The organism is Brevibacterium pigmentatum (assembly GCF_011617465.1).
In the GTDB taxonomy this organism is placed as follows: domain Bacteria; phylum Actinomycetota; class Actinomycetes; order Actinomycetales; family Brevibacteriaceae; genus Brevibacterium; species Brevibacterium pigmentatum.
The window spans coordinates 613140-638108 of sequence record NZ_CP050153.1 but is presented as its reverse complement, the minus strand read 5'-3'; the positions used below and the strand labels follow the sequence as shown (position 1 = coordinate 638108).

The following is a 24969-nucleotide window of genomic DNA, read 5'->3' as shown; positions in this document are numbered from 1 at the left end:
CTGCGCAATAGAACGTGACCATTTCGCCCACCTATGGGCAGCAATTCACCGGCCAGCGTGGATCCACGTGGATTCGATCAGCTCCACACCGCGCCGACTCTTGAGTCAGCTCAGGTGATGAACCTCCTGCAGCCCATACACCGGAGTCTCGATGCCTTCGTGGCGAGCTTTGAGCTGGAGCGCCAGGTAGAGCGAGTAGTGGCGGGCCTGGTGCAAGTTGCCGCCCATGAACCACAGGTTCTCCTGCTGGGTGGGCTTCCACATATTGCGCTGTTCGCCCTCCCACGGGCCCGGGTCCTTCGTCGTCTCCGACCCCAGGCCCCAGCACTTGCCGACCTTGTCCGCGGTCTCCTGGTCGACGAGGTCGGCGACCCACCCGTTCATCGAACCGTAGCCGGTGGCGTAGACGACGAGGTCGGCCGGCAGTTCGGTTCCGTCGGAAAGGACGACGGCATCCTCGGTGAGGTGGTCGACCTGTCCCTTGGACAGTTTCACCTTCCCGTCGGCGACAAGCTCGGCGGATCCGACGTCGATGTAATATCCCGACCCTCGACGCAGGTACTTGAGGAACAGCCCGGACTCATCGTCACCGAAGTCGAGGTCGAACCCGGCATCCTCCATCCGCTGGTAGAAGTCCTTGTCCGCTTCCTTGATCTGGTCGTAGAGCGGGATCTGGAACTCGTGCATGATCCGGTACGGCAGTGACGCGAAGATGAGATCCGCCTTCTCCGTCGTCACACCATTGGCCAGCGCACGTTCGGAGTACAGGTCGCCCATCGCGATCTCCACGAGCGAGTCGCTCTTGACGATGTGCGTGCTCGAGCGCTGCACCATCGTGACGTCGGCGCCGTTCTCATACAGGGCGCCGCAGATGTCGAACGCCGAGTTGTTGCTGCCGATGACGACGACCTTCTTGCCAGCGTAGGCGTCGGGGCCCGGGTGCTGCGAGGAGTGCTGCTGCTCGCCCTTGAAGATGTCCGAGCCGGGGAAGGTGGGGATGTTCGGCTTGCCCGACATACCCGTGGCCATCACCAGATGGGTCGGGTGCAGAGTGATCTTCTCCCCGTTCCGGTCGACCTCGACCGTCCACCGGCCGGCTGCTTCGTCATATTTAGCCGAGGCGGCTGTGGTCGATGACCAGTACGGAATCTCCATGACCTTCGTGTAGAACTCCAGCCAGTCCGCGATCTTGTCCTTCGGCGCGAACACCGGCCAGTTGTCGGGGAACTTCAGATACGGCAGGTGGTCGTACCAGACCGGATCGTGCAGGCACAGCGACTTGTACCGCGACCGCCACTGGTCACCTGGACGTTCCCACCGATCGATGACCAGCGAGGGCACCCCGAGTTGGCGGAGGCGAGCGCCGAGGGCGATCCCACCCTGCCCGCCGCCGACGACGAGGATGTAGGGATCGGCGGTCTTGCCCCAGGCGTCGTCCTCCTCGGCGAGCTTCTCCGACCAGCTCTTCCGTTCGGGGTCGACGCCGTGTTCGGCGCCTTTGACCCGGCGAGTGCCGCGGGGCTCCTCATGTCCGGCGATCTCCTGCAGCGAGGTGAGCATGGTCCAGGCCTTGGTGCCGTCTTCGTCGATGAGGCGGACGAGCCCTTTGCCGAGCCCCACCGAGGTGGCGAATGTGAACCAGGCTTCGGTCACTCCGTCGGCAGTTGCCGCCGGCTCGCTGAGTTCGAACTCCTCCGGCGAGACGCGGTCGAGGTTATGGGTGAGCAGGTCGGTGACCCCATCGGGATTCTCCACCGTCTTGAGATTCCAAGTGAAGGACACAAGGTCTCTCCAATAGCTGTCCGTGGCGAACAGTCCGGCGGCGGCCGGAATATCCCGGCGGCTCAGGGCCGATTCAAAGTCCTGCAGCCACCTCATTGCGATGTCATCGGCAGTCAGCTGGGGACGGTCGAGCGTCGTTGTCATCTTTCCTCCTCGTTGAGTTCAGTGACTCCAAGCTAGGACGGACGCTCACGGCTCGGAAGAGTTGCATCGAATTGCATGGCTCGCGCCGAGGCGGGATTCTCACAGACGCTTCGACCCCATGGTCAGGGGCTCGTTCCCGTCTTATACTCAAGGCATGCTTCAGCCGGATCTGGCGCATCTCGCCAGGGATCTGACACGCATTCACGATGCTGTGATCACCGGGGCGTCTCCCCCGGTGCAACCGCGCGCGCTGGTCAGGCGCTCGTGGGATCGAATGCTGCGCTTGGGGCTGGACCCGGATGGCGCGAATGCCCGGGTCGTCGCCGATGAGACTGAGTTGGAGACTCGGAGAAGGAATTCGCGGCTGCGCTTGGTCGTCGAGGAGATGCGGTCGGTGCTGCTACGGGCTCCGGATGCGGCTCCATTCATCCTCGTCGTCACCGATGCCGACGGCGTCATTCTGTGGCGTGATGGTGCGGCGTCCGCGAGGCGCCAAGCCGATGAGCTCGGATTCGTCGATGGAGCGCATTGGTCCGAAGCCAAGGTCGGCACGAATGCCATCGGCACGGCGCTGACCGAGGAGGCACCCGTCCAGCTCTTCTCCGCCGAGCACTTCGAAGCGTCTCAGCATCCCTGGTACTGCAGTGCCGTGCCCGTGCACGACCCGCATGACGGGACCCTGTTGGGAGTCGTCGATATCAGCGGTCCGGCGATGACGCTTCACCCGGCTGTGCAGTCCTTGGTGACGACGGCGGTGCGCCTGGCCGAAGCCCGGCTGATGATCGCTCAGCAGGAGGCACTCAACACTCTGCGCGATCGGATGTCGGCCATGCTCGCCGGCACGTCCGGCCCGGCCCTCGTCGTCGACGATGCCGGATGGGTGGCTTATCAGCAGGGAGTGCGCAGCCGCGACCGCATCGAGGCACCGGCCGCCGACCGTTCGATCCTCATCCCCGGTGCGGGCCTATGTCTGCCGGAGAAGATCACGGGCGGGTGGCTGCTGCGGCCCACCGGCGAGCGTCGTGCCTCGGTGACCCTGCGGATGAGGCAGGATCCGCCCGTTCTCGATATCCATTCCGGCACCGATCCTTTGGTCGTTCCGCTCACGCCACGGCGGGCGCAGATTCTGGCGGCGGTCACCTCGGCGGGGTCTGCCGGCATCAGTGCCGCCGACCTCAGCCAGCGCCTCTACGGGGACGGCGACCATGTGGTCACCGTCCGCGCCGAGGTGTCTCGTCTGCGCCGCTCGGTCGGGGCTCTGCTCGCCACCCGACCGTACCGGTGGGCCGACGGCGTCGACGCGCGGGTGGAATGACTCTCTGAACGGCGTGAGCCGGGCACAGCCGTCACCTGTCCGCCCCACGGTAGCTCCCCACCGACCACAGCACACCCTCGGGGTCTTGGATGGCGAAGTCGAGCGACCCGTAGTCCTGTTCGGTCAGTCCCATGACCTCGGTGGCACCGGCGGCGAGCGCACGCGCGTGGAGTTCGCGGACGTTGCCGGAGGCCAGATACACCGACCCCGAGGCTACTCCGGTCTTCGTCATGACCCCGCCGTCATCGCGGACGGACCCGAGCATCACTCCCCCGCCCTCTGGCCAGGCCAATTCGGCGTGATCGACGCGGTTCGGATCGTCGGCGTTCGTGTACTCGGCGATGATTTCGAAGCCGAGCGCCTCCTGCAGAAATGCGATCGCAGCTTTGGCATCGCGGTAGCGGAAGGTGGGCCAGACGTTGGCATGATTCTCGGACATGTTCACTCCTGAGTTCGTCGAAGATAGAACTCCATCGTCGCGGAGCACCTCCCTCCACGTCTTGGACAAATGGGAACAGTTCATCCCATCGCCGAGGCGACCCCCGCCGAATCTGTTCCCACCGTCCGTGACCGGGCCACGTCATCGGCGGCCAGCCAATGGCTCGGGCTGAGACCGACGAAATCCCGGAAGTCCCGGTTGAGGTGCGCTTGATCGGCATAACCGCAGCTCACAGCGATCTCCGCCAAACTGCCCCGACCGGCGGGGATGAGTCGCCGCGCTCGATCGAAGCGGACGATTCGTGCGGCATCCTTCGGCCCGATCCCGTATTCGGACCGGAACTGACTGCCCAGATGGCGTCGGCTCCATCCGACGTCGTCGGCGATGAGGGAGACGGGCAGACCGCCGTGACTGTCAGTGATCCGATGCCAGGCGGCGGTCACCTCGGCGCGGGGACGATTCGCATCATCGATCGTGCGCATGAGCACGTCGTCGATGGCGGCGAAGCGGGCGGACCATTCGGTCTCGAGGTTGACCCGCTCGTGCAGTTCCGCGGCCAGCGGCCGGGAGATCCGAGCGACATCGACGCTGTGATGGGCGAACTCGGCGGCGGGGATTCCGAAGAACGCGCGGGGAGCCGACGGATTGAAGTTGATCTGGATTCCGGACATCGCGCCGGAGTGAGCGATGAGCGTCGAGCGCAGGTGGAGGCCGGCTAGCAGCACATCGAAATGTTCGCGACTGCCGGTGGCCGCATCGACCTGGCACAATGGTTCGTCGATCGAGACGATGAAGGTCAACGTGCCCGAGGGCAACCCGAGATGCGTCCCCGCGGGGACGCCGGAGATGTCATAGCCGGCGTAATCGCCCACGAACGGTCGCAGTCTCGGGTGAGGCCGGCGGATCAGCTCGTCAGTGCGCGACGCGGACATGGCGCCAGTGTAGACCCGTGCGGCCGAGCGAACAGGAGCGAGCGGCCAGTCAGGTCATTGTTGTTCGACGATGCCCCAGATCGGGTCGGTGAAAGTCCGGTCGAGGTTAAGACCGAACTCCTCGCGGAGAACTACTGCGAAGTCAGCAGCATCGGTCACCGTCCGCTCGAGGCGTTCGGGCTCGCCACCGGGTCGCACGCGGTGCAGCTGGCGGCCCTCGAGCGACACCTTGCCGCCGTTGCCGAGCGTCCTGGCCACCACAGGTGCGCCGGTGAAGCGCGTGCCTGGCTTCGTCGCGGTGAACCAGTTCGACACCTCGAGGTCGGCTTGTTCTCGCGGGACGTCCGCGAAAGCATAGGCAGTGCGGAAGGACTGGTCAGCATTGGTCCGGGACTGCAGCGCCCATTCGGCTTCCGCTCGCATTGGAGGCTCCAACGCTGTGTCCGCCGGAACCAGTCTGTGCTCTCCGTACTCGGTCTTGCGCGGTTTCGACTCAGCATCGAGGGCGAGCGCAGCCTGCGGTGTCCCACCGCCGAACCCAGGATCGACGAGGAACCGTCGACCGCCGAGATCGACGATCGTCGCCTGATGCGTCAGCCCTCCCGGCGCGGTCCTCCCATCGCCGAGGTGGACGCGAGCGAGGACCGGATGCGCACTCAGCCCGAGCTCTCGGAGCACGGCACGGATGAGTGTTGCGTGCTCGTGGCAGTAGCCGCCGCGGCCTGCGTCCAAGAGCTTCGCCCACAGTGAGTCGAGGTCAGTGGGAATGCTCCGCGACTCACCTGCCGCGCGTGCTGCGATGACGTCGAGGTTTTCGAAGCATATCGACCGGACGTGGGCGGCCAGCAGCTCATCGATGAGGTCGATTATTTCGTCGGTCGTCCCGTGCGCCCGACGTCGCAATCCGTCCTCCGAGCTATCGAGTCCGAGCCGATCAGCATACCGGGCTATGAGAGATGACGGTGCCATTGCGGGCCCTCCGTTCTGGGCGCGTGCTCACGCCCACGGTTGAGGTCGGAGCCCGTGGGCTCCTCGATAGTTCGGCGAAGTCGGTTCGGTCCAATCGCCGAGGAGGTCCTCGGCGATTCGATAGACCGTGACCTTCAAAGGATGGCAGTTCTCCACCGGGTCTGCGGCACCGTCCCCGAACATCGGTGCGGAGAGATCTCCGCCGGGGCAGGTGGACAGGGCCGCAAGCAGGTCCTGCTCGGCGAAGAACTCGAAGTGGTCGCCTTGTCGTGCAGGGCAGGTCTTCATGAAGTATTCGTCGTTGTCGTTCAGTCCTGTGCATTGGAAGACGTTGAGCACATCGTGGACGTCGAATTCGGTGAGGCCGTACGGCAGGATCGCACGGACGAGGTTCGAATGGCAGTGGTAGTCGAAGTTCACGCCGCTCAACATCTGCGAGACGTATGGGTCGCATCGGGTGCCCAAGGTGTCGTGCACCCGACCGCCTTCCGGATCGGTGCCGTAATCGGACAGTGTGTCTCCGACGATTGTGGCCATCGGCCGCAGAAACGGCAGAGTCGACCACAGGCGGTCGAAGGTGGAAACGTGGGCGGCCTGCAGCTGACGGGTCCGCGCCGCCCAGAATCGCTCCCTGGGGTCGTGGCGATTCCACAGGTTGAGGTCGCCGACCTGCGGACCGTCGACTGTGGAGATGCGGCAGACATGGCCGGCGGGGACGTCCCACGCCTGCCCGGAACGGATGGGAATGGTGAACTCGTCGACGATGTCCCGAGATTTGGTGTCTTCACCGATCAGTGAATAGAAGCCTCTGTCGAGCTCGAGCGCGGGGCCCTGGTAAGCAGCCTCTTGCAGACGGCGCTGAGTCATTGGACGTATCCTCCTCCGTAGCTGTGTTGCCTGCAACGATGCCAGCTTCCGCACATCTGCCCAAGGGGTCGCAAGTCAGGTCTATGCTGAAGAGCAGGAATGGACGCAGTCGATTGGGCCGCGCCGTCGGATGAACCGAACCGCGTGGACCGAGCAGTGGGAGGTCGAAATGGCTGGCGAAAAGATCGACGTCGAGATGCAGGACACGGGCGAGTTCCTGGCCCGAATCCACACGGCGACGGGAACCGACGAGATCGTTCTGATGTTCGACGATGCCGAAGAGGTCTCGGACGGAGTCTTGGGCAATGACGAAGCCTCGGTCCGCGCGACCGTGGAATTCCTCCTCAGCCATCAGTCCTCCGGGGACTTGCCGGACCGGATCGACCTCGTCGACATCGCCGCCGCCTACGACGGCGCCATCGAGTCCATCAGCAGATTGCGGAAGTAGAACCACTGGGGTTAAACGCTTCAGATATCGACTTTCTTATCAGTACTCTTCTTCCCGGTCATCCGCTTCCACGGCAGCACCGAAACAAGAGCCAACACCGCGATGATGAGGAACACCATGGCCAGCGGGTCAGTGATGATCGCCCAGAAGTCTCCACCGGTCAGTCCCAGAGCCTGTTGCAGGTTGCGCTCGAGCATCTCGCCCAGCACGAGACCGATGACCAGGAGTGCCGGCGCCATTCCGACCAGCCGCATCACATACCCGAGTACGCCGAATGCCAGTGCAATGTACACATCGGTCACCGAATTATGGATGCTGTAACAGGAGATGAGTGCGAGGATGAGAATGACCGGGGCCATGAACGGCATCGGAATGGCCAGGATCTTCGCGAGCAACGGGGACGCGCCGATGTTGATGACGACGCCGAGGATCGCGCTGAATAGCAGTGCCCCGATGATCGTCCACCCGAGTTCTGGGTTCGCATCGAAGAAACCGGGCCCGGGGTTGAGCCCATACATCATCAGATAGGCGAGCAGCACTGCTGTCGTGCCTGATCCCGGGATACCCAAAGTCAGCAGAGGCACCATCGACCCCGACACCGCAGCGTTGTTCGCGGACTCCGGCGCGACCAGTCCACGGACAGCGCCCTTGCCCATGCCTGCCGACGCCGGTGCGAGTCGCTTTTCCAGCCCATAGGAGAAGAAGGCGGCGATCGTCGTTCCTGCGCCTGGGAGCACTCCGGCGACGAATCCAATGACCGATCCTCGCAGGCTGGGGAGGGTCCCCTGCTTGAGGTCGGACTTTGTCGGAAGAAATCGTCCCGACAACTTCGACATCACCTGGGAGTCCTTGCCCATCGTGGTGCTGGCCAAGATCTCACCGACGCCGAAGACGCCGATGATCGCGACGATCGAGTCGATTCCCTCCAAGAGGGTGAAGCTGCCGAAGGTGAAGCGAGCAAGCCCGGACTGAAGTTCGATGCCGACGGTCGAAACAGCCACTCCGATGGCGACTGCTGTCAGCCCCAGCATCGGTGCAGAACCGACGAGGGTGGCACTGAGCACCAGCGCCATGACGACGACCGCGAAATAGGCGCCGGGTCCGAACGCAAGTCCGAGTTCCGACATCGGCCCGGCAATGAAAGCCAGTCCAAGGAACGCGAGCACACTGCCGACGAATGATGCGAGAGCAGAGATGGAAAGCGCGGTGGCCGCCTTGCCTTTCAATGCCATCGGGTGGCCGTCGAGTGTGGTCATGATGGCGCCAGGGTCACCTGGGATGTTCAGCAGGATCGCTGAGATCCTCCCGCCGTATTCTGCACCGAGATACAACGAGACCATGAGTGGAAGCGATATCTCGGCCGGAACCGTGATCGCGACCGGAAGGAGGAGCGCAATGGCAGTCGACGGACCGATGCCGGGCAGCAGACCGGCGATGGTTCCGAGGACGACTCCGCCCAAGACGACCAGCAGCAGAGTCGGTGATGCCGCGATACCGCCAAGAGCCGAGAGGAGATCGTTGATAGTGCTCACAGCTGCAGACCTCCGAATACCAGGTACTCCAGCCAGCCGACAGGCAGAAGCACATTGAGCCAGATGTCGAACACGAGGAAGAGAACCATCGCAATCACAATGTTGATGAGGAAGAGTCCAACGGCTCGTCCCACGCTGAGGCGAATTCCGAACACCGTCATTGAGACCAACATCGAGAAGATGGCTGAGGCTTCGACGAAGCCGATGAGGAAGATCGAGGCCGCATACAGTCCGAAGAGGAAGACACACCAGATGACGCGCAGAAACTCCTGCCCCTCGACCGGCCTGACGTCGACACTTCCGCGCAGTATCGCGATGATGCCGAGAACGGTTGTGCCGAACAGGACGATTCCAACGACCAGGGGGAACGTCTTCGGACCGATTCCATCTTCTCCGGCTGCATCCGGCAGAAGAAAGGCATTGATGAGGTAGAAGATCGCGAGGAAGCCGAGCACAATGCTCGAAACCATCGCCGAGGTGGTCCGACTTCCAGATTCGTGGTGTCGTTCGTCGGCCGGTCGAGTTGCAGCAGAGTCTGTCTCCGCGCTCATTTCACCAACCCCACTTTCTCCAGCACTTCGGTCGATTCTTCTTGTTCGGGGCGAATCACTGTGTCGAGCCATTCGTCACCGGCGACGTATTCGGGGTTGATCCCAAGTGCCTCTGCCTGCTTTTCGAACTCATCAGTCTCCACGGCTTTCTTCAATGATTCACGCCACCAGTCGACCGATTCCTCAGGCATATCCTTTGGACCGAAGACTCCCCTCCAGTGGTTGATCGTGATGTCCATTCCGAGGTCGTGCCATGTCGGAGCGCCTGGTGCCGAATCGACCGGTTCCGGGGCTGAGACTGCGATGATTTCGACGTCACCGCTGTCGACGAGTTCCATCGCTTCTGACATCCCCGTCGATGCCACATCGATGCGGCCGCCCAACAGTTCGTTGTTGAGGTCGCCGCCATCGGAGAACGCGACGAGATTGAGCTTGGACAGATCCTCGACTCCGTATTCGCTGGCAGGACGAAGGACGTTGAGCTGGTCGTCGCTGGGAACGGTGCCGATTCCGAAGTTGACCGAACCCGCGTCCTCCTTGAGGTCGTCGAGCACTTTCTCCGCGGAGTCGTACTTCGACCCGGAGTTCACGATCCACACTTCATAGTCCGTTGTCAGCTGAGCCAACGGCGTGAAGTCATCCAGGGACATGTCGGTCGTTCCGGTGATATTTGAGAGGAAGATGCGGTTGGATTCGAAGACGACCGATGTTCCGTCGTTCTCCCGTTGAAGAACGGCCGCACGAGCTGGGTTGCCTCCGCCGCCTCCCATGTTCTCGATCGACATGAAGGTGTCGATTCCCGCGGCTTCGAAACCGTCGTTCGTGATGCGGGTCGTCAGATCGAGGCCGCCGCCAGGTGATCCTGCGGCGATTGCCGTGACCCGCGGAGGAGGGAAGCCATCGTTTCTGTGGATGTCAGGCATGCATGCCGTCGTGGACGCGGCGAGCGCTAAACCCGCAGACGCGGCGGCTGCGCGCAGAAGAGTTCGTCTCTTTGTGGATCTTCTCGCCGTTGGGAATCCGAAGTGGAGCATGACCGGCACGTTACCTCTGAACGACTTCAGCCCTCAACGAATCCTGCGAGAATGAGACAAGCAGCCTGAGTGCTTTGCCCGGCGTTCCCACTGAGCGGGCAGACGCCGAAGGGCGGAACCGACGCACTGTCGGTTCCGCCCTTCGGCCGTTGATTCGATCCGGGACGCTCCCGGGAACCCGCTCAGTCCAGGAGGTCGTGACGCACGATCGACTGTTCGCGATCGGGGCCGACGCCGATGACCGACATCCGGCAACCCGAGAGCTCCTCGAGTGCGAGCACGTACTTCTGCGCGTTCTCCGGCAGATCGTCGAAGGTCCGAGCCTTCGTGATGTCCTCGGTCCAGCCGTCGAAGTACTCGAAGATCGGCTTCGCATGGTGGAACTCGGTCTGCGACACCGGCATCTCGTCATGACGCTCGCCATCGACTTCGTAGGCCACGCACACGGGGATTCGGTCGATGCCGGTGAGCACGTCGAGCTTGGTCAGCACATAGTCGGTGAAGCCGTTGGTGCGCGCGGCGTAGCGGGCGATGACCGCGTCGTACCAGCCGCAGCGGCGAGGACGTCCGGTGTTGACACCGAATTCTCCACCGGCCTTCTGCAGGTATTCGCCCATCTCATCGAAGAGCTCGGTCGGGAACGGTCCGGCGCCCACACGGGTCGTGTACGCCTTGACGATGCCGACGACGCGGTTGATTCGGGTCGGGCCGATGCCGGTGCCCACACAGGATCCGCCGGCGGTCGGGTTCGACGAGGTGACGAACGGGTACGTGCCGTGGTCGACGTCGAGCATGGTCGCCTGACCACCCTCCATGACGACGACCTCACCGCGGTCGAGCGCCTCGTTGAGCATGAGCTCGGTCTCGGCGACATAGGGGCGCAGTCGCTCGATGAAGGGTTCGAAGTATTCGACGATCTCCTCGACCGACACGGCCCGACGGTTGTAGACCTTGACGAGCAGTTCGTTCTTCTGCCGCAGCGATCCTTCGATCTTCTGACGCAGGATGGACTCGTCGAAGACGTCCTGGACTCGGATGCCCAAGCGCCCGATCTTGTCCATGTAGGCCGGTCCGATGCCGCGGCCGGTGGTGCCGATGGCCCGCTTGCCGAGGAATCGCTCGGTCACCTTGTCCAGGGTCTGGTGGTAGGGAGCCACGAGGTGGGCGTTCGCGGAGATCCGCAGCTTCGACGTGTCAGCGCCGCGGGATTCGAGGGCGTCGATCTCCTCGAAGAGCGCCTCGAGGTTGACGACGACGCCGTTGCCGATGACCGGGGTGACGTTAGGTGAGAGGATGCCCGCCGGCAAGAGCTTGAGTTCGTATTTCTCTCCTCCGACGACAACCGTGTGGCCGGCGTTGTTCCCACCCATTGGGCTTGACCACGTAGTCGACGCTGGTGCCGAGGATGTCGGTGGTCTTACCTTTACCTTCGTCGCCCCACTGAGCGCCGACGACAACGATTGCTGGCATGAGAGTGCTTCACCTCGAAGTGAAAAGGGGATGTCATTACTCGCTAAGTCTACTGGGTCACACTGACGCAGCCGCCATCGGGAGCATTCCCTCACCGAGGCGGCCGCGGGCAGGAGACCCGAAGCTCCCACCCGCGGCCGCACCGAGACCCGCCCCCGGCCTCACTCCATGCTCATCCCCTTGGCCGGGGCGATCCGCGACATCGACCTCGCCGGTATCGCCGAGGCGAGAACGGCGGCGAGCACTGCGGCGACGCCGATCAGTCCGATCTGCGCCCACGGCACGGACAGCACCGGATTCGTCGAGGCAGGCATGATCGATGCCGTTCCGACCCAGCCGAAGAACGTCCCGACCCCGGCTCCGACGATGAGTGCGATGACCGTCATGAGCAGCGATTCGATCGTGATCATCCGCGACATCGCAGCTCGGGTGAATCCCAGCGCCCGCAGCAGGGCACCCTCTCGGCGTCGTTCGATGACCGAGAGCGTGAGTGTGTTGCTCACTCCGATCACGGCGATGACCACCGCGGCCGCCAGCAGTCCGAGCACCACGCTCAGAGCGACTTGGAATATCGAGGCGAAATCTGCCCGATATTGTGCCGCAGTCGCATCGGCTGAGGCACCGACGGCGTCGAGTTCGGAGGTCAGGGCCTCGATCTGCGAGCTCGATGCATCATCGGCGATCTTCGCCCACGTCTGTTCGGCCGCACTGCCGCCGGACCCCTCGAGGGTCTTCGCGTCGGCACCGCTGACCAGGGCCGTCCCCGCGGGGACGGCGTAGGAGGTCTCGATCGTCAGATCGAGATTCTCATCGCCGAGGCGGACGGTCGCGCTCTGGCCGTCGACATCAGAATCCTCCTCGTCGAGTCCCACCGTTATCGGGTCGAGGAGGATCGTGCCCTCATCGACGTCGTAGCCGTCGCTGCGCAGGACCGGGGAGTCGGCGGCTGCCTCGGCGCTGGTGATCGCCACATCACCGGACTCGCCGGTCCCGTCGACGCTCACCGAGGCGGTGGGCGCCGGAACGTTCTCGCGTTCCTCGACGATCGGCGAATCATCGAGCACGGAGGCGATCTTCTCATCGTCGGCACCGTCCTGCCCTGCCGTGGAGACCACGAGGTCGACCGGGGTGTCCTCGGCAGTGGCGAGTTCGAGGGTTCGCTGCAGGCTCGAGGAACCGACGACCACGGCCGTGACGAGGGTGATTCCGATGAGCAGGGCACCCGTCGTCGAGGCGGTGCGTCCTCCCGCTGTGCTCGCCGACCGTCCGGCCAGCTTCACCGCCGGCGAGCGCCGGGTGAGGAGGCCGACTGCGGCGGCGAACAGCGCCACCAATGGCGGCACGAAGACCTTCGCACCGACGAGGAGAGCGACGAAGAGCGCGAAGCAGCCGACGATGCCGAACAGCACGGACTGGCTCGTGGTCCCGAGCAGGCACAGCGCGATTCCGCCGATGCCGAGCACAAGCGACAGGCTCAGTCGCACCCACCGGATGCGCGGGGCAGCCGCAGGCACATCGACCGGTCGGAGTGCCTCGATCGGGGACACCCGGGAGGCCCGGATCGCGGGGATCAACCCTGCACCGAGGGTGACGAGGATGCCGACGACGGGCCCGACGACGAACGCCGAGACGGACGGTGACATCTGAGCGAATTCCGGCATCCAGAACGCACGGACCACGGTTGAGAGCCCCCATCCGATGAGGAGACCGAGGCCGACGCCGAGCACGGAGCCGACGACCCCGAGGCTGAGGCTCTCCACCACCGCGGCCCCGCGCACCTGGCTGCGTGAGGCTCCGATTGCGCGGAAGAGCGCGAGGACTCTTGTGCGGGAGGCGACGAGGACGTTGAACGTGTTCGAGATGACGAGTGCCGCGACCCCCGCGGCCAGCAGGCCGAAGGCGATGCCGACAGTCGAGAGCATGTCCGAGGTGTTCGACAGCGACTCGATCTGCTCCTCGACGACCTGGTCGACGGTCCGAACTGAGACGCCCTTTCCGGCACCGGCATCGGCGAGAGCGGATTCGACCGCCTCGGCGAGCCCTGCGCGATCGCCTCCGTCGTCGGCGACGACTCGGATGGAGTCGGCCATGAGCTCACCCGGAGCCGAGGCCAGCCCGTCGTCGGTGAGGTAGAGATTCATCCCCGCCGAGGAGGAGCCGGGCATGATGCCCGAGACGGTGTAGCTCGGGCCGTCGGCGGCGGAATGCCCCGGCCCGTCGAATTCGCCGAGGGTGATGGTGTCACCGACGCCGGCCCCAAGGGTCTTCGCATCGGCTTCGCGGAGCATGAGTTCGTCATCCGAGTCCGGGACGGAGCCGTCCACGGTGTCGACCTGTCCCTGTGGGAGGTTCGTGGCCGTCCCCGTCACCGAGGTGGACCCGGCCTCGACGGCGACGAACGCGGACTGGGTGAGCTGGGCGGACTCGACCCCTTCGACGTCGGCCACCGTCTGACGCATGGAATCGGTGAGCGGTGAGACCTCATCGGCTGCAGCGGCCGGATCGTCGGGTTCGTCCGCGGTGACCGCGACGTCGGCACCGGCCCATTCGGCTTGGACCTGGTTGCGCAGGGTGTCGCCGAAGGCCTGGGAGAACAGGAGGGCCGCGACGATGAAGGCCACTGAGACGGCGATCGCGATCATCGCCGCACTCAGACGCCCGGAGGCGCTGCGGAGGTTGGACCAGGCGATGCGGATCATCGGGCACCTCCGTCCGTCGGCGCGGTTGCGGCTGCAGCCCCGTGGCCAGCTGGAGACCCGGCCGACTGGCCAGCGGGTGCGGCTCCCGAAGCTGCCGAGGCTGCCGTGACATTCATCAGGGCGGTGGCCACGGATTCCGGGTCCGGTTGGGCGAGCTCACCGGCCAGTCGTCCGTCGGCGAGCAGGACGACACGGTCGGCGCGAGCCGCAGCCCGCGGATCGTGGGTGACCATGACGACGGTCTGACCGAGTTCATCGACCGAGGCGCGCAGGATGTTCAGGACCTCTTCACCGGAGTTCGAGTCGAGGTTGCCGGTGGGCTCGTCGGCGACGAGCACGTCGGGCTGGGCGACGAGTGCGCGAGCGACGGCGACTCTCTGCTGCTGTCCGCCGGAGAGCTCGTGCGGCCGGTGCCCCAGGCGCTCGCGCAGACCGAGCAGGTCGACCATGCGGTCGAAGATGCGGCGGTCGGTCTTCTGCCCCGACAGCTGGGAGGGCAGCAGGATGTTCTCTTCGGCACTCATCGCGGGCACGAGGTTGAAGGACTGGAAGACGAAGCCGATGCGGTCGCGGCGCAGCGCCGTGAGCTTGCGGTCGTTCAGCCGTGAGATCGCCGTGCGCCCGATGAAGACCTCTCCCGAGTCCGGGGTGTCGAGGCCGGCGAGCATGTTGAGCAGCGTCGATTTGCCCGAGCCGGACGGTCCCATGATGGCGGTGAAGCGTTCGGCTTCGATGTCGAGGCTGAGGTCGTCGAGCGGCCTGACCTGCGCGTCCCCTCTACCGTAGGTCTTGCGCAGTCCGATGGCTTGGATGGCCAGCCTCGGTGCGGGATTCGAACCCTGACCAGGGGTCGGGTCCTGTGCTCGGTTCGGAGGCGGAGTCTGGGACGGATGGGCATCGGTGTATGTCGCTGATGTGTTCATACCTCCAGCTTCGTCGCCGGGCCCACCCGCCCACATCGGACCTGAGGATGGTCTTGCGCCGAGGCGGCCGCGGCCCGTCCGTCATACCTGAGGATGATCTCGGATTCCCTAGAGCGACCTTGCCCGCCGACGATGAACCGGTCTCGAGCGGTCGGCCCCGGGCGCGTGCGAGATGCTTCCGGCTCAGTGACCGGGACCGACGAGGCCGGCTTCGTAGGCGAACACGACGGCCTGCACACGGTCACGGGCCCCGAGCTTCATGAGGATCCGACCGACGTGGGTCTTCACGGTCGGTTGGGCGAGAAAGAGCCGCTCGCCGATCTCGGTGTTGCTCAGCCCGGTGGCGATGAGGATGAGGACCTCGGTCTCGCGCTGGGTCAGTGACTCCAACCGACGCCTATCGGCCGCCTCGAGACGGCTCGCACCGGCCCGCCCGGACTCATCCGCGCCAGCGGTGTTCAGCGACCCCCGACTGCTCGACGCAGAAGTGCCGACCTCGGATGATGCAGGCTCACCGTCCCCGAGTGGGGCGGGCACAACGCCCTCGGCCGATGTCGCATCGGTTCCCGAGGCCGCCGATTGCGGATTCGAATGGGGAAGGTCTCCGGCGCCGAGGTGGGGCAGGAGTCGTGTCTCGAGCAGTCGCCTGGTGGTGGTGGGAGCGATGACGGCACCGCCGTCGACGACGGTGCGGATCGACTCGAGGAGCACCTCGGGCAGGGTGTCTTTGAGCAGAAAGCCTGACGCACCGGCCCGCAGCGCGCGCAGGGCGTAATCGTCATCGTCGAAGGTGGTCAGCACGATGATCTTCGGGGGACGGATCGTCCCCTCGTCGGCGAGAGCAAGGATCCGCTGGGTCGCTTCGATACCGTCGATACGCGGCATCCGAACGTCCATGAGCACGACATCGGGTTCGTCCTGCCTGACGATGTCGAGACCTGCCGCACCGTCGCCGGCCTGTCCGACGACGGTGAGGTCCGGCTGGGAGTCGATGACCATGGCGAAGCCCGCCCTCACGAGGGCCTGGTCATCGACGAGGACGACGCGAAGCGGCCCGCTCTCCCGAGCATCGGTTCGACCGTGCACGGTCGCCTCGCCATCGACGCTCATCGGCTGCTCTCCTCGACTTCGGCGGTATGATTCTCTCCCGCCTCGGCGGTCTGCCCTGCTACGGCTGTCTGCCCGGTTCCTGCAGACCCATTCTCCCCATGGTCGGACGAATCATGGGGGCCGGCGCCCGGAGTGAGGCTGGGATCGGCTTCGGGTTCGGGACTGGGCACGGGAGCGGACAGCGGCAACCTGGCCTCGACGAGGAATCCCGTCGTCGTTCCGAAAGCGCTACCCATGACCGCGCCGGAGGAGAACCCGGGCTTCGCGTCGGTGTGCCCTTCGGACCGGTCCTTCACTCCGGTCGACCGGATCGGCCGGGCCATGAGCGTGCCGCCGTAGAGCGCAGCGCGTTCCTGCATGCCGACGATGCCGTAGCCACGGCCGTGGGTCGCATTCCGTGCCGGGTCGTCGGCTCCGTGGCTGTCCGTCTCTCCGTTCATGCGGCCTGCCTCGTTTCCGGTTCCGTTGTCGCTGATCCGGGCGACGAGCTCTGCGTCCTCGGCCAGCAGCTCGACATGTGCCCGGGCACCGTCCCCAGCATGTTTGAGCACATTCGTCAGCGCTTCCTGAACGATGCGGTAGACGGCGAGCGACGCTCCTTCGGCCAAGCGGCCGCGGTCGACCTCATCCAGTTCGGTCACCGAGACCGGAAGCCCCGCCGATCGCACATCGGCGATGAGGGAGCCGATGTCGGCGACGCCGGGCAGCGGCGACGAAGAGCGCTCGTCGTCCTCCTCGGCGCGGAGGAAGCCGAGCAGCGACCGCGTCTGTGCCAAGGCTTCCCGTCCGGTCTGTGCGATGGTTTCGAGGGCTCCGACCGCGACGGCCGGATCGGTCTTCGCCGCATAGCGTCCTCCGTCGGCCTGAGCGATGACGACGGACAGGGAATGGGCGATGACATCATGCATTTCGCGAGCGATGCGCATGCGTTCGGCATCGGCGGCCAGCCGTGTCTCGGATTCGCGTTCGCGTTCCAACAGGCGGTTGCGCTCCCGAATACCCTCGATCTCGCGGCGGCGACGGAATCCGACTCCGCCCAACAGCCAGGCGATGAGCACGATCGACGCACACAGTGCCACGACGACGACCAGCAGAACGTACTCACCGAATGCCAAGGGTCGCGGGTTCACCCCGATCGTCGCCTGCAGGGACACGAGGTAGAGCCACCCGCCCAGGAAGAGCGCGCCGAGGAGACCCAGGACGAGCACGATGCGACCGTGGTTGCGTGTCCCCCACGCCGTCGTCGAATACACGGTGATCGGAACGGCGACGATGCCGAAGGTCGGTCCCATCATCGTGAGCACGGTCAGCAGGCAGCCGACGGCGATGAGCGAGGAGCTCAGCAGCGGGGCAGTGCGCCGCAGTCCCAGCGGCAGCGTCTGGAGCAGAACGATGCCGACCTGCACTGCCACGGGCACCAGGGCGATCTCGCTCCGCTCGGCCTGGGAGGAGGTGAAGACGACGGTCAGATAGGTGATCGGCAGAGCCCAGAGCAGCGAGTCGACGATCCAAGGATGAGCAGTGAGGGTGCGACGGATGCGGTCGACGCGGTCGGGGGTGCGCTGCTGCGGCTCCGGGCGGTGGCCCTCGGTCCGGATCGATCGATTGCTCATGTCGGCCATGGTAGTTCTGCGCCGCCGGGCTCACATCATACTCAGGGCTGATCCGCGCAGACGATGCCGGTCGCGGGGCTCGCCCGCGGGACCGTACTCACTCGGGAGCGTCAGATCGCCGAGGCGGCCCCGCCATCACGCACCCCCCCCGACTTACCGAGGCGGCCCTTCCCTAGCGCGCGACACCGGACCAGCCGCCGCGTCTCCCCCGTTCGGCGAGGATCTGCTCGCGCAGGATGTCCGCGTGCCCGCAATGGTGGGCGAGCTCCCGCAGGACGTGGAGGAGCACCCACCGCAGCGGCATCGGTCCGGCCCGATGACCGGTGAGCACGGTGTCGAGACCCATTCCCGCGATCGCCGCGTGCGAACGTTCGACCGCAGCCCGGTAGTCAGCGGTCACCGAGGCGATCGTGTCAGAGGAGTCGAGGAGGAAAGAGTCCTTGGAGTCGTGCGGCAGCCCGTAGTCGACCCGGCTCCGACCGGTGACCGCCTCACCGAACCAGACGGTTTCGACGAACACCGCATGTTTGAGCAGAGACAGCAGGCGGGTTCTGCTCGGTACCAGGGACCGCCTCGCCTCGTCTTCGCTCAGGTCGTCGAGACTCCCGAGCAGGTGCTGTCGGTGTTCGTCGATGAACGCTGTGAACTGCAGGCCGAGGTCGGACTCGCGCACATCGGTGGGTCTGATAGCCCTACTGCCGCCGTCGGCGTCTGCACCTGTCATGTCCCCACTGTAGAGCCGCCTCGGCGTGGGAGGACCGATCCGATCGACGACTCGCCCGAAATCGCAGGCGTTCAGCATCCTTGTTCGCCACGTCCCCCACCCCTATGCTGAAGTGACCCACGTACACCGTCGTTCGGGCAGGAGCCTTGGCATTGTCGCCGGAGCCGTCGACTTCAGGGCATCACCGCTCAGAGGAGGTCGCTCATGTCCACCACGTCAATGCATCCGGCCACGAGTGCCTCGCAGAACCAGCCCGAGAACCAATCGCAGTCCCCCGCGCTGCCCTACGCCCGCCGCCGCGATCAGCTCGTCGGCTCCGTCATCGATGCCTCCACGACGGTGCTCGCCCAGTATCACCATGACATCGTCAAGTTCGGCATGGGGGCACCGGCACCGGACATGCTCCCCGCCGCTGACTTCGCCCGCATCGCCGCGCAAGTCTTCTCCCCGGAGAACTTCACCTACGGGGAGACGAAGGGCGAGCCCATCCTCATCGAAGCCCTCCACGACTACCTCGCCGCCACCGGACAGATCCCGCTCGAACAGCAGGGGAACCTCGACCGTCTCCTCATCACCTCCGGCGGCATGCAGGGGCTCGATCTCGGGTTCAAACTCTTCGTCACCCCCGGCGACCTCGTCGCCTGTGAGTCGCCGACCTATACGAACGGTTCGGCAACGGCCATGAGCTATGAGGCGGAGATCCTCGAGATCCCCGTCGACGAAGAGGGCATGCAGATCGACGTCCTCGAGGAGCACACGCAGCGCACCGGGCGCGCCCCGAAGGTCATCTACACCGTCCCGACCTTTCAGAACCCGGCAGGCGTGACCATGTCGCTGCCGCGTCGCGAGCGCCTCCTCGAATTCGCTCACCGCCACCGGTCGGTCATCATCGAGGACAATCCGTACGGAATGCTGCGCTTCGAAGGTGAATCACTGCCGGCGCTGAGCGACCTCAGCCCGAACGATCCCCTCATCTTCGGGGTACGCACGTTCTCGAAATTCGTCGCCCCGGGGCTGCGGGTCGGTTGGATCGACGTCGATCCTGAGGTCCGTGAGCTCGCCGTCAATGCCAAACAGACGATGGACTCCTGCGCCCCCGTCCCCAACCAGCACCTCATCGCCCAGTGGCTGGCCGAAGCCGGCGCCGACTCCCATGTCGAGGTCCTGCGCACGGCCTACCGCGAGCGGAAGATTGCGATGTCAGAAGGACTGGAGAGGCTCTTCCCCGGAGAGATCCGAGCCACCGATCCCGACGGCGGATTCTTCCTGTGGGTGACCTTCGAGGACGAATCCATCAACACCGAAGACCTCATGACCACCGCACTCGAGGAAGGTGTGGCCTACATCCCCGGTCCCGCGTTCTCGCCGGCCGGGAACTTCTCGAACGCGCTGCGCCTGTGCTTCGCCTCGGCGGCTCCAGACCGCATCGACGATGGCCTGCAGCGCCTCCGCCTTGCCGTCGACCGCTACCGCGCAGAGCGCTGATCACCAGGACGACACCTTCGCCGAGGCGGCCCCGACCTCGCTCGACCACGACGTCCGAGCGCTCCCGCACCGACGGCCCCGCCTCGGCCGAACAGGCGGGCGCGGCCGCCCGTTCGGCGACCGTTTTCAGACCTCGCCGAGGCGGCCGATCCATTGGATGAGGAGCTGAGTCTCCGTTTCGCCCAGGATGTCCGGATTCGCCGCAGCACGTTCGATGACAGCATGACCCAGACGACCGTCGCCCGGTTCGCTCTGTCCGGTTCCGGTGATGGCGGCGAGGACGCCTTCGCGGACGCCTGCTGAAAGTTCGGGATCGTTCCTGCCTTGAATGATCAGCCGCAGGGTGACGCCGATATTCGTGGCGAGCACATGAGCTGCCGCCTGCTCGTGGCCGACGACGAGCCGTCCGTCCTGTTCCGCTTTGAGCGTCAGACCGCGCAGAATCTCGCTCGGCTTCGACTGTGCCTCGGGTGAATAGCCGGGTCTGACCTTGCCGTACATGAGGGTGTAGAAACCCGGATTCTCCAGTCCGAAGGCGACGTGAGCATCCCAGCCCAGACGCAGATCCTGAATCGGGTCGCCACTGGATTCGGTCGAGGATTTGGCCGACAGATACATGTCGAAGCCACGCTCGACGACGGCCTCGATCAGCCCCTGCTTATTGCCGAAGAAATGGTACAGAGTGGGCATCTTGACCCCCGCCGCGTCGCAGACCGCGCGCAGAGAGAAGTCCTCTCCGGGCGCCGCGGCAATGAGGTCGGCGGCCGCTTCGAGCAGACGGGTCCGTGTATCCGTTCCCTCAACTTCTGTCATATCGCTATATTATAGTGTACCGTCGATATAGTCCGATGTAACAACGATACGGAGGTTGAGACCATGACCGAACAGACTCTGCAAGGCAAGACCATCCTCATCGCAGGAGGCGGGAAGAACCTCGGCGGACTCATTGCTCGACAGACCGCCGCGGCCGGAGCCGATATCGCCGTCCACTACAACTCGGAATCAACGCGCCCGGAGGCCGAAGAGACACTCGCGGCCGTCGAGGCCAGCGGATCGAAGGGCGTTCTGCTCACCGGAGATCTCACCAAGCCCGCCAACGTCGAGAGGCTCTTCGACGATGCCGTCTCTGCGCTGGGGCCCATCGATATCGGGGTGAACACGACTGGCAAGGTTCTGCGCAAGCCCATTGCGGAGACCACCGAGGACGAGTACGACGCGATGTTCGACATCAACGCGAAGGCCGCTTACTTCTTCATCAAGGAAGCAGGCAGACACCTTGCCGACAATGGGAAGATCGTCACCATCGTCACTGCCCTGCTCGCCGCGTTCACCGACGGCTATTCGACCTATGCCGGCGGCAAGAGTCCGGTCGAGCACTTCACCCGAGCCGCAGCGAAGGAATATGCCGACCGCGGCATCTCCGTCACCGCCATCGCACCCGGGCCCATGGACACTCCGTTCTTCTACGGTCAGGAGACTCCGGAACGAGTGGAGTTCCACAAATCGCAGGGCATGGGCAACCGTCTGACCCGGATCGAGGACATCGCACCGATCGTGCGATTCCTCGCCACGGAAGGCAGCTGGATCACCGGCCAGACGATCTTCGCCAACGGCGGCTACACCACTCGCTGAGGCAGACCCGACACTTCCGTCCCCTGAGCACCCACCCAACAACCACCTCTCAAAACCACAGGAGCACACATGTCAGATCTGCAGATTCCCGAACCCGTCGCCGGCTTCATCGACACCGTCAACGCTCACGATGACCAGGGTTTCCTCGACGCATTCACCTCTGACGGAGTCGTGGATGACTGGGGCCGCGAGTTCCAGGGCCGAGAGGCCATCAAAGCGTGGAGCGACAAGGAGTTCATCGGCGCAACCGGCATCCTCACGCCTGAGGAGGTCACCGTCGACGGAAACGACGTCATCGTCGTCGGCGATTGGCGTTCGACGCATGCCAACGGTCGATCATCATTCGCCTTCATTATCGACGGCGCCAAACTGAGCCGGATGACGATCCGCGAAGGCTGAGGCTCGGCGAGCGCTGATACCCCAGCGGGGGCCGTCGGATGCCGGCCATCTTCGGATGCCGACCATCCGACGGCCCTTTCGCTATGGTCCTGTGGCACAATATCGGTGTCGCGACTGCGCGGCACGGCGGTGGGGCTCGCCGTACCCAACCTCGGAAGCGGAACCTCGGTGTTCGTCTTCGACAACAGTCCCTACCTCGACCGGCTTCAGCATGCCCGAAAGGTAGGAGAGACCATGACCGCCAGCCCCGATCCGATATACGACGGGCCGCCGCGCGCCCGCATCATCCTCGGCGTCGTCCCCGATCAGCCCGCCGAGGTGATCGCCGCCGCCGCGGACTACGCCGCCCACTTCGACGCCGAGCTCGTCTGCGCCCACGTCGACGACTCCCGCTACACCGTTGAGACTCGTCCCGACGGCTCCGTGCTCTCGATGCCCATCGATCCGAACACCACCGACGAGGCGGCCACCGAGTTCGACCCCGAACTCCAGCACCGCATCGCTGCCGCCCTGGAAGGCACGAATGTCGCCTGGTCGACTCGCGCACTGGCCGGGTCACCGGCACAGGAACTCGACCGGCTCGCCGAGGCGCTCGATGCCCGCATGATCATCCTCGGCGTCCGTCGCGCAGGTGTCCGCGGCTCTCTGCATGAGTTCTTCAATGGCTCGGTCGCGATCCAACTGTCGAGGCGCCAGCATCGCCCCCTCGTCGTCGTTCCGCTGGCGACAGGCACCGACGACACGAGCAACCCCGAAGCCCCTGCGACGTCGCCGACCCCTGGCGCTTCCCCCGCTGCCGAGACTCAAGCCGGCGAGGGCGAGCAGTGACCCGGCCGGTCCACCTGCGCCTGTCCTATCTGGGGCTCGCGTTCATCGGCGGCGCACTCGGAACCGCGGCACGCGAGGCGATCAGTCTGAGTCTGCCGCCCCTCGGCGATGTGCCGTGGGCAATCCTCACGGTCAACATCCTCGGGGCGTTCCTGCTCGGCCTGCTGCTGGATTCCCTGGCGCGCAGCGGTCCCGATGAAGGGTGGCGTCGCCGAACACGGATCCTGGTCGGCACCGGTTTCATGGGCGGGTTCACCACGTACAGCGCGCTGGCCGCGGATACCGCTGGTCTCCTCGGCGCGGATCCAGGCGGTGCGAGCAACCCCGGCATCGGCCTTGCCTACGCGGTGGGCACGGTGCTCATCGGCGGTCTCGCCACCTTCGCCGGCATCGCAGCCGCCGGTGCCCTCCGCCGAGGAGGTGCCCGATGACGCCGCTGGTCTTCGTCGCCCTTGCCGCCGCCGGCGGACTCGGCGCCTCATCACGAATGCTGATCGATGGACTCATCAAGTCCGGCATGAGCGCCGCCCTCCCGTGGGGAACGATCATCATCAACGTCTCGGGGTCGCTCGTACTCGGACTGCTGACCGGGCTGGCCGGGGCGAATCTGCTTCCGGAAGCCTGGCACCTGGTGCTCGGCACGGGATTCCTCGGCGGCTATACGACGTTTTCGACGGCGAGCTTCGAGACTATTCGGCTTCTCCGAGAACGTCGCTGGGTCGCCTGCCTGGTCAACGGGCTTGGCACCCTCGTCTTCGCCACGGCGACCGCGACGATCGGAATGTGGCTCGGCGGCCTGGCTTAGCTGCGACCGACCGTTCTGGACTCGGCCACATCTCCACACGCTCACCCTCGGCGAGGCGCTGTCCGCGCAGATGACAGACGCCAACGGCCCAGTTGAAGTCGCACAGCACACATTTGAACATGTGCTGTGCGACTTCAACTGGGCCGTCAGCGAATGAGCGCCGAGCCGCTCCAGCGAATTGAGCTCAGCTCACCTATAGGCGCGGTGGTACTGAGCCGGGCGGTAGTCGATGTCGAAGCGCAGTGCGTCGCTGGCGCGCAGCGCGAAGTTCGGGTCGCGCAGATGCTCACGGCCCACGAGGATCGCATCGGCCTGGCCGGTGGCCAGAATGTGCTCGCCCTGGAACGGTTCGCTGATGAGGCCGACGGCCGCGGTCGGCAGCCCCGATCCCTGCCGCACGCCGGCGGCCAGGGTCGTCTGGTAGCCGGGACCGACGGGAATCGACGCCATCACATTGCCGCCGGAGGAGACGTCGATGAGGTCGACGCCGTGTTCCTTGAGCCATCCGGCGACGTGGACGGTGTCGTCGAGTGTGAGCCCACCGTCGGTCCAGTCCGTCGCGGAGAGGCGCACGAACACGGGAACGTCCTCGCCCACCTCGGCGCGGGTGGCATCGACGATCTCGAGCAGCAGTCGGGCCCGGTTCTCCAAAGTTCCGCCGTAGGAGTCGGTGCGCGTATTGCTCAGGGGCGACAGGAACTCATGGAGGAGGTACCCGTGTGCACCATGGATCTCGACGAAGTCGAACCCGGCCTCGATCGCCCGGCGGGCCGAGGACCGGAAGGCCGCGACCACCTCGGCGATCTCCGTCTCAGTCAGAGCCCGGGGTTCGGCAAGGCCCTCGAAGGCCAACGCGGACAGAGCCACGGTCTGCCAACCGCCCTGCTCGACCGGGACGCTGCCATCGCCGTCGGTCCCCCACTCGGGATATGTCGAGGCCTTGCGGCCCGCGTGGCCGAGCTGGATGCCGGCGGCCGCACCCTGCGAGTGAAGGAAGTCGACGATGTGGGCGAAGGCGTCGCGCTGCGCGTCGTTCCACAGCCCCAGGTCCTTCGCCGAGATCCGCCCCTCCGGAGTGACGCCGGTGGCTTCGACGATGACGGCTCCCGCACCTCCCCTGGCCATGGCGCCGTAGTGGACGGTGTGCCACGGTGCGGGAACGCCGTCGAGATTCTCAACGGAGTACTGGCACATGGGCGGAACCCAGATGCGGTTGCGGAACGTGAGTCCGCGCAGGGTGAGCGGTTCGAACAGCAGATGAGACATAA

The 24969-nt window shown here is 65.2% G+C and carries 23 protein-coding genes and 1 pseudogene; 8 read left to right on the top strand and 16 right to left on the bottom strand.

All coding sequences use genetic code 11. The features are described 5' to 3' along the window. Positions 1-105: 105 nt before the first annotated feature. On the bottom strand, positions 106-1926 hold the full coding sequence (locus GUY30_RS02780; RefSeq protein WP_167193916.1) for a flavin-containing monooxygenase: 1821 nt from the start codon (positions 1924-1926) through the stop codon (positions 106-108). A 154-nt stretch (positions 1927-2080) separates the two neighbouring features. Between GUY30_RS02780 and GUY30_RS02775 the strand changes: the two genes are divergently transcribed. After that, on the top strand, positions 2081-3241 hold the full coding sequence (locus GUY30_RS02775; RefSeq protein WP_167193914.1) for a GAF domain-containing protein: 1161 nt from the start codon (positions 2081-2083) through the stop codon (positions 3239-3241). A gap of 31 nt (positions 3242-3272) precedes the next feature. Here GUY30_RS02775 and GUY30_RS02770 read toward each other — a convergent pair whose 3' ends face one another. The 4 genes from GUY30_RS02770 to GUY30_RS02755 form a co-directional block, all read right to left on the bottom strand. Beyond that, positions 3273-3680 (bottom strand): VOC family protein, encoded by a 408-nt coding sequence (locus GUY30_RS02770; RefSeq protein ID WP_139906958.1) that lies wholly within the window; start codon positions 3678-3680, stop codon positions 3273-3275. An 80-nt stretch (positions 3681-3760) separates the two neighbouring features. After that, on the bottom strand, positions 3761-4612 hold the full coding sequence (locus GUY30_RS02765; protein WP_167193912.1) for a helix-turn-helix domain-containing protein: 852 nt from the start codon (positions 4610-4612) through the stop codon (positions 3761-3763). Positions 4613-4666: 54 nt separating this feature from the next. After that, on the bottom strand, positions 4667-5581 hold the full coding sequence (locus tag GUY30_RS02760; protein ID WP_167193910.1) for an arylamine N-acetyltransferase family protein: 915 nt from the start codon (positions 5579-5581) through the stop codon (positions 4667-4669). A 27-nt stretch (positions 5582-5608) separates the two neighbouring features. Continuing rightward, positions 5609-6448, bottom strand: a complete 840-nt coding sequence (locus GUY30_RS02755; protein WP_167193908.1) for an urea carboxylase-associated family protein — start codon at positions 6446-6448, stop codon at positions 5609-5611. Positions 6449-6617: 169 nt separating this feature from the next. Here GUY30_RS02755 and GUY30_RS02750 point away from each other — a divergent pair, with 169 nt between their 5' ends. Continuing rightward, entirely contained in the window at positions 6618-6896 is a 279-nt protein-coding gene (locus GUY30_RS02750) for a hypothetical protein (protein WP_167193906.1), read from the top strand. 20 nt (positions 6897-6916) lie between these two features. Here GUY30_RS02750 and GUY30_RS02745 read toward each other — a convergent pair whose 3' ends face one another. The 9 genes and pseudogenes from GUY30_RS02745 to GUY30_RS02705 all read right to left on the bottom strand — a co-directional run bounded on the left by GUY30_RS02745 (position 6917) and on the right by GUY30_RS02705 (position 18552). Further along, a complete protein-coding gene (locus tag GUY30_RS02745; RefSeq protein WP_167193904.1) occupies positions 6917-8428 on the bottom strand; it encodes a tripartite tricarboxylate transporter permease in 1512 nt (503 codons plus the stop codon). After that, positions 8425-8898, bottom strand: coding sequence for a tripartite tricarboxylate transporter TctB family protein (locus GUY30_RS02740; protein ID WP_167193902.1), 474 nt, complete (start codon positions 8896-8898; stop codon positions 8425-8427). The genes GUY30_RS02745 and GUY30_RS02740 overlap by 4 nt, the downstream gene beginning before the upstream one ends. 77 nt (positions 8899-8975) lie before the next feature. Further along, complete coding sequence (locus GUY30_RS02735) at positions 8976-10013, bottom strand: Bug family tripartite tricarboxylate transporter substrate binding protein (protein WP_167193900.1); 1038 nt, start codon at positions 10011-10013, stop codon at positions 8976-8978. Between the two features lie 182 nt (positions 10014-10195). Then, a pseudogene (locus GUY30_RS02730) lies at positions 10196-11483 on the bottom strand (adenylosuccinate synthase). Between the two features lie 161 nt (positions 11484-11644). Then, entirely contained in the window at positions 11645-14182 is a 2538-nt protein-coding gene (locus GUY30_RS02725; RefSeq protein ID WP_167193898.1) for an ABC transporter permease, read from the bottom strand. Continuing rightward, positions 14179-15105: an ABC transporter ATP-binding protein gene (locus tag GUY30_RS02720; protein ID WP_167193895.1), complete on the bottom strand. Its 927-nt coding sequence runs from the start codon at positions 15103-15105 to the stop codon at positions 14179-14181. The genes GUY30_RS02725 and GUY30_RS02720 overlap by 4 nt, the downstream gene beginning before the upstream one ends. A 183-nt stretch (positions 15106-15288) precedes the next feature. Next, complete coding sequence (locus GUY30_RS02715) at positions 15289-16215, bottom strand: response regulator transcription factor (RefSeq protein WP_167193893.1); 927 nt, start codon at positions 16213-16215, stop codon at positions 15289-15291. Continuing rightward, positions 16212-17828 carry a sensor histidine kinase gene (locus GUY30_RS02710; protein WP_167193892.1) on the bottom strand — a complete coding sequence of 539 codons (1617 nt, stop codon included), beginning with the start codon at positions 17826-17828 and terminating at the stop codon, positions 16212-16214. Before GUY30_RS02710 ends, GUY30_RS02715 begins: the two co-directional genes overlap by 4 nt. A 172-nt stretch (positions 17829-18000) precedes the next feature. Beyond that, positions 18001-18552: a DinB family protein gene (locus GUY30_RS02705; protein ID WP_167193890.1), complete on the bottom strand. Its 552-nt coding sequence runs from the start codon at positions 18550-18552 to the stop codon at positions 18001-18003. A 204-nt stretch (positions 18553-18756) separates the two neighbouring features. Here GUY30_RS02705 and GUY30_RS02700 point away from each other — a divergent pair, with 204 nt between their 5' ends. Then, complete coding sequence (locus GUY30_RS02700) at positions 18757-20037, top strand: aminotransferase-like domain-containing protein (RefSeq protein WP_228281647.1); 1281 nt, start codon at positions 18757-18759, stop codon at positions 20035-20037. Positions 20038-20163: 126 nt separating this feature from the next. On the opposite strand, the gene GUY30_RS02695 is transcribed toward GUY30_RS02700, so the two are convergent. After that, complete coding sequence (locus GUY30_RS02695) at positions 20164-20850, bottom strand: TetR/AcrR family transcriptional regulator (protein WP_167193888.1); 687 nt, start codon at positions 20848-20850, stop codon at positions 20164-20166. A gap of 63 nt (positions 20851-20913) precedes the next feature. Here GUY30_RS02695 and GUY30_RS02690 point away from each other — a divergent pair, with 63 nt between their 5' ends. The 5 genes from GUY30_RS02690 to crcB all read left to right on the top strand — a co-directional run bounded on the left by GUY30_RS02690 (position 20914) and on the right by crcB (position 23701). Next, a complete protein-coding gene (locus GUY30_RS02690) occupies positions 20914-21669 on the top strand; it encodes an SDR family oxidoreductase (RefSeq protein ID WP_167193886.1) in 756 nt (251 codons plus the stop codon). Between the two features lie 69 nt (positions 21670-21738). Then, positions 21739-22068: a nuclear transport factor 2 family protein gene (locus GUY30_RS02685; RefSeq protein WP_167193884.1), complete on the top strand. Its 330-nt coding sequence runs from the start codon at positions 21739-21741 to the stop codon at positions 22066-22068. A gap of 234 nt (positions 22069-22302) precedes the next feature. Continuing rightward, entirely contained in the window at positions 22303-22896 is a 594-nt protein-coding gene (locus GUY30_RS02680; RefSeq protein ID WP_167193882.1) for a universal stress protein, read from the top strand. Next, positions 22893-23327 carry a fluoride efflux transporter FluC gene (locus tag GUY30_RS02675; RefSeq protein WP_167193880.1) on the top strand — a complete coding sequence of 145 codons (435 nt, stop codon included), beginning with the start codon at positions 22893-22895 and terminating at the stop codon, positions 23325-23327. The genes GUY30_RS02680 and GUY30_RS02675 overlap by 4 nt, the downstream gene beginning before the upstream one ends. Beyond that, entirely contained in the window at positions 23324-23701 is a 378-nt protein-coding gene (gene crcB, locus GUY30_RS02670; protein ID WP_167193877.1) for a fluoride efflux transporter CrcB, read from the top strand. Before GUY30_RS02675 ends, crcB begins: the two co-directional genes overlap by 4 nt. A 189-nt stretch (positions 23702-23890) precedes the next feature. Here the strand turns inward: crcB and GUY30_RS02665 are convergent, their stop codons facing one another. After that, positions 23891-24967 (bottom strand): NADH:flavin oxidoreductase/NADH oxidase, encoded by a 1077-nt coding sequence (locus tag GUY30_RS02665; protein ID WP_167193876.1) that lies wholly within the window; start codon positions 24965-24967, stop codon positions 23891-23893. Between the last annotated feature and the right edge of the window lie 2 nt (positions 24968-24969).

Excerpts from the sequence above, each read along its gene's own strand:
- GUY30_RS02680 (WP_167193882.1), top strand. The coding sequence starts at position 22,303 with ATGACCGCCAGCCCCGATCCGATATACGACGGGCCGCCGCGCGCCCGC.
- GUY30_RS02760 (WP_167193910.1), bottom strand. The coding sequence starts at position 5,581 with ATGGCACCGTCATCTCTCATAGCCCGGTATGCTGATCGGCTCGGACTC.
- GUY30_RS02720 (WP_167193895.1), bottom strand. The coding sequence starts at position 15,105 with ATGAACACATCAGCGACATACACCGATGCCCATCCGTCCCAGACTCCG.
- GUY30_RS02710 (WP_167193892.1), bottom strand. The coding sequence starts at position 17,828 with ATGAGCAATCGATCGATCCGGACCGAGGGCCACCGCCCGGAGCCGCAG.
- GUY30_RS02700 (WP_228281647.1), top strand. The coding sequence starts at position 18,757 with ATGTCCACCACGTCAATGCATCCGGCCACGAGTGCCTCGCAGAACCAG.
- GUY30_RS02725 (WP_167193898.1), bottom strand. The coding sequence starts at position 14,182 with ATGATCCGCATCGCCTGGTCCAACCTCCGCAGCGCCTCCGGGCGTCTG.
- GUY30_RS02685 (WP_167193884.1), top strand. The coding sequence starts at position 21,739 with ATGTCAGATCTGCAGATTCCCGAACCCGTCGCCGGCTTCATCGACACC.
- GUY30_RS02755 (WP_167193908.1), bottom strand. The coding sequence starts at position 6,448 with ATGACTCAGCGCCGTCTGCAAGAGGCTGCTTACCAGGGCCCCGCGCTC.
- GUY30_RS02740 (WP_167193902.1), bottom strand. The coding sequence starts at position 8,898 with ATGGTTTCGAGCATTGTGCTCGGCTTCCTCGCGATCTTCTACCTCATC.
- GUY30_RS02695 (WP_167193888.1), bottom strand. The coding sequence starts at position 20,850 with ATGACAGAAGTTGAGGGAACGGATACACGGACCCGTCTGCTCGAAGCG.
- GUY30_RS02780 (WP_167193916.1), bottom strand. The coding sequence starts at position 1,926 with ATGACAACGACGCTCGACCGTCCCCAGCTGACTGCCGATGACATCGCA.
- GUY30_RS02705 (WP_167193890.1), bottom strand. The coding sequence starts at position 18,552 with ATGACAGGTGCAGACGCCGACGGCGGCAGTAGGGCTATCAGACCCACC.
- GUY30_RS02665 (WP_167193876.1), bottom strand. The coding sequence starts at position 24,967 with ATGTCTCATCTGCTGTTCGAACCGCTCACCCTGCGCGGACTCACGTTC.
- GUY30_RS02750 (WP_167193906.1), top strand. The coding sequence starts at position 6,618 with ATGGCTGGCGAAAAGATCGACGTCGAGATGCAGGACACGGGCGAGTTC.
- GUY30_RS02735 (WP_167193900.1), bottom strand. The coding sequence starts at position 10,013 with ATGCTCCACTTCGGATTCCCAACGGCGAGAAGATCCACAAAGAGACGA.
- crcB (WP_167193877.1), top strand. The coding sequence starts at position 23,324 with ATGACGCCGCTGGTCTTCGTCGCCCTTGCCGCCGCCGGCGGACTCGGC.
- GUY30_RS02770 (WP_139906958.1), bottom strand. The coding sequence starts at position 3,680 with ATGTCCGAGAATCATGCCAACGTCTGGCCCACCTTCCGCTACCGCGAT.
- GUY30_RS02765 (WP_167193912.1), bottom strand. The coding sequence starts at position 4,612 with ATGTCCGCGTCGCGCACTGACGAGCTGATCCGCCGGCCTCACCCGAGA.
- GUY30_RS02775 (WP_167193914.1), top strand. The coding sequence starts at position 2,081 with ATGCTTCAGCCGGATCTGGCGCATCTCGCCAGGGATCTGACACGCATT.
- GUY30_RS02715 (WP_167193893.1), bottom strand. The coding sequence starts at position 16,215 with ATGAGCGTCGATGGCGAGGCGACCGTGCACGGTCGAACCGATGCTCGG.
- GUY30_RS02690 (WP_167193886.1), top strand. The coding sequence starts at position 20,914 with ATGACCGAACAGACTCTGCAAGGCAAGACCATCCTCATCGCAGGAGGC.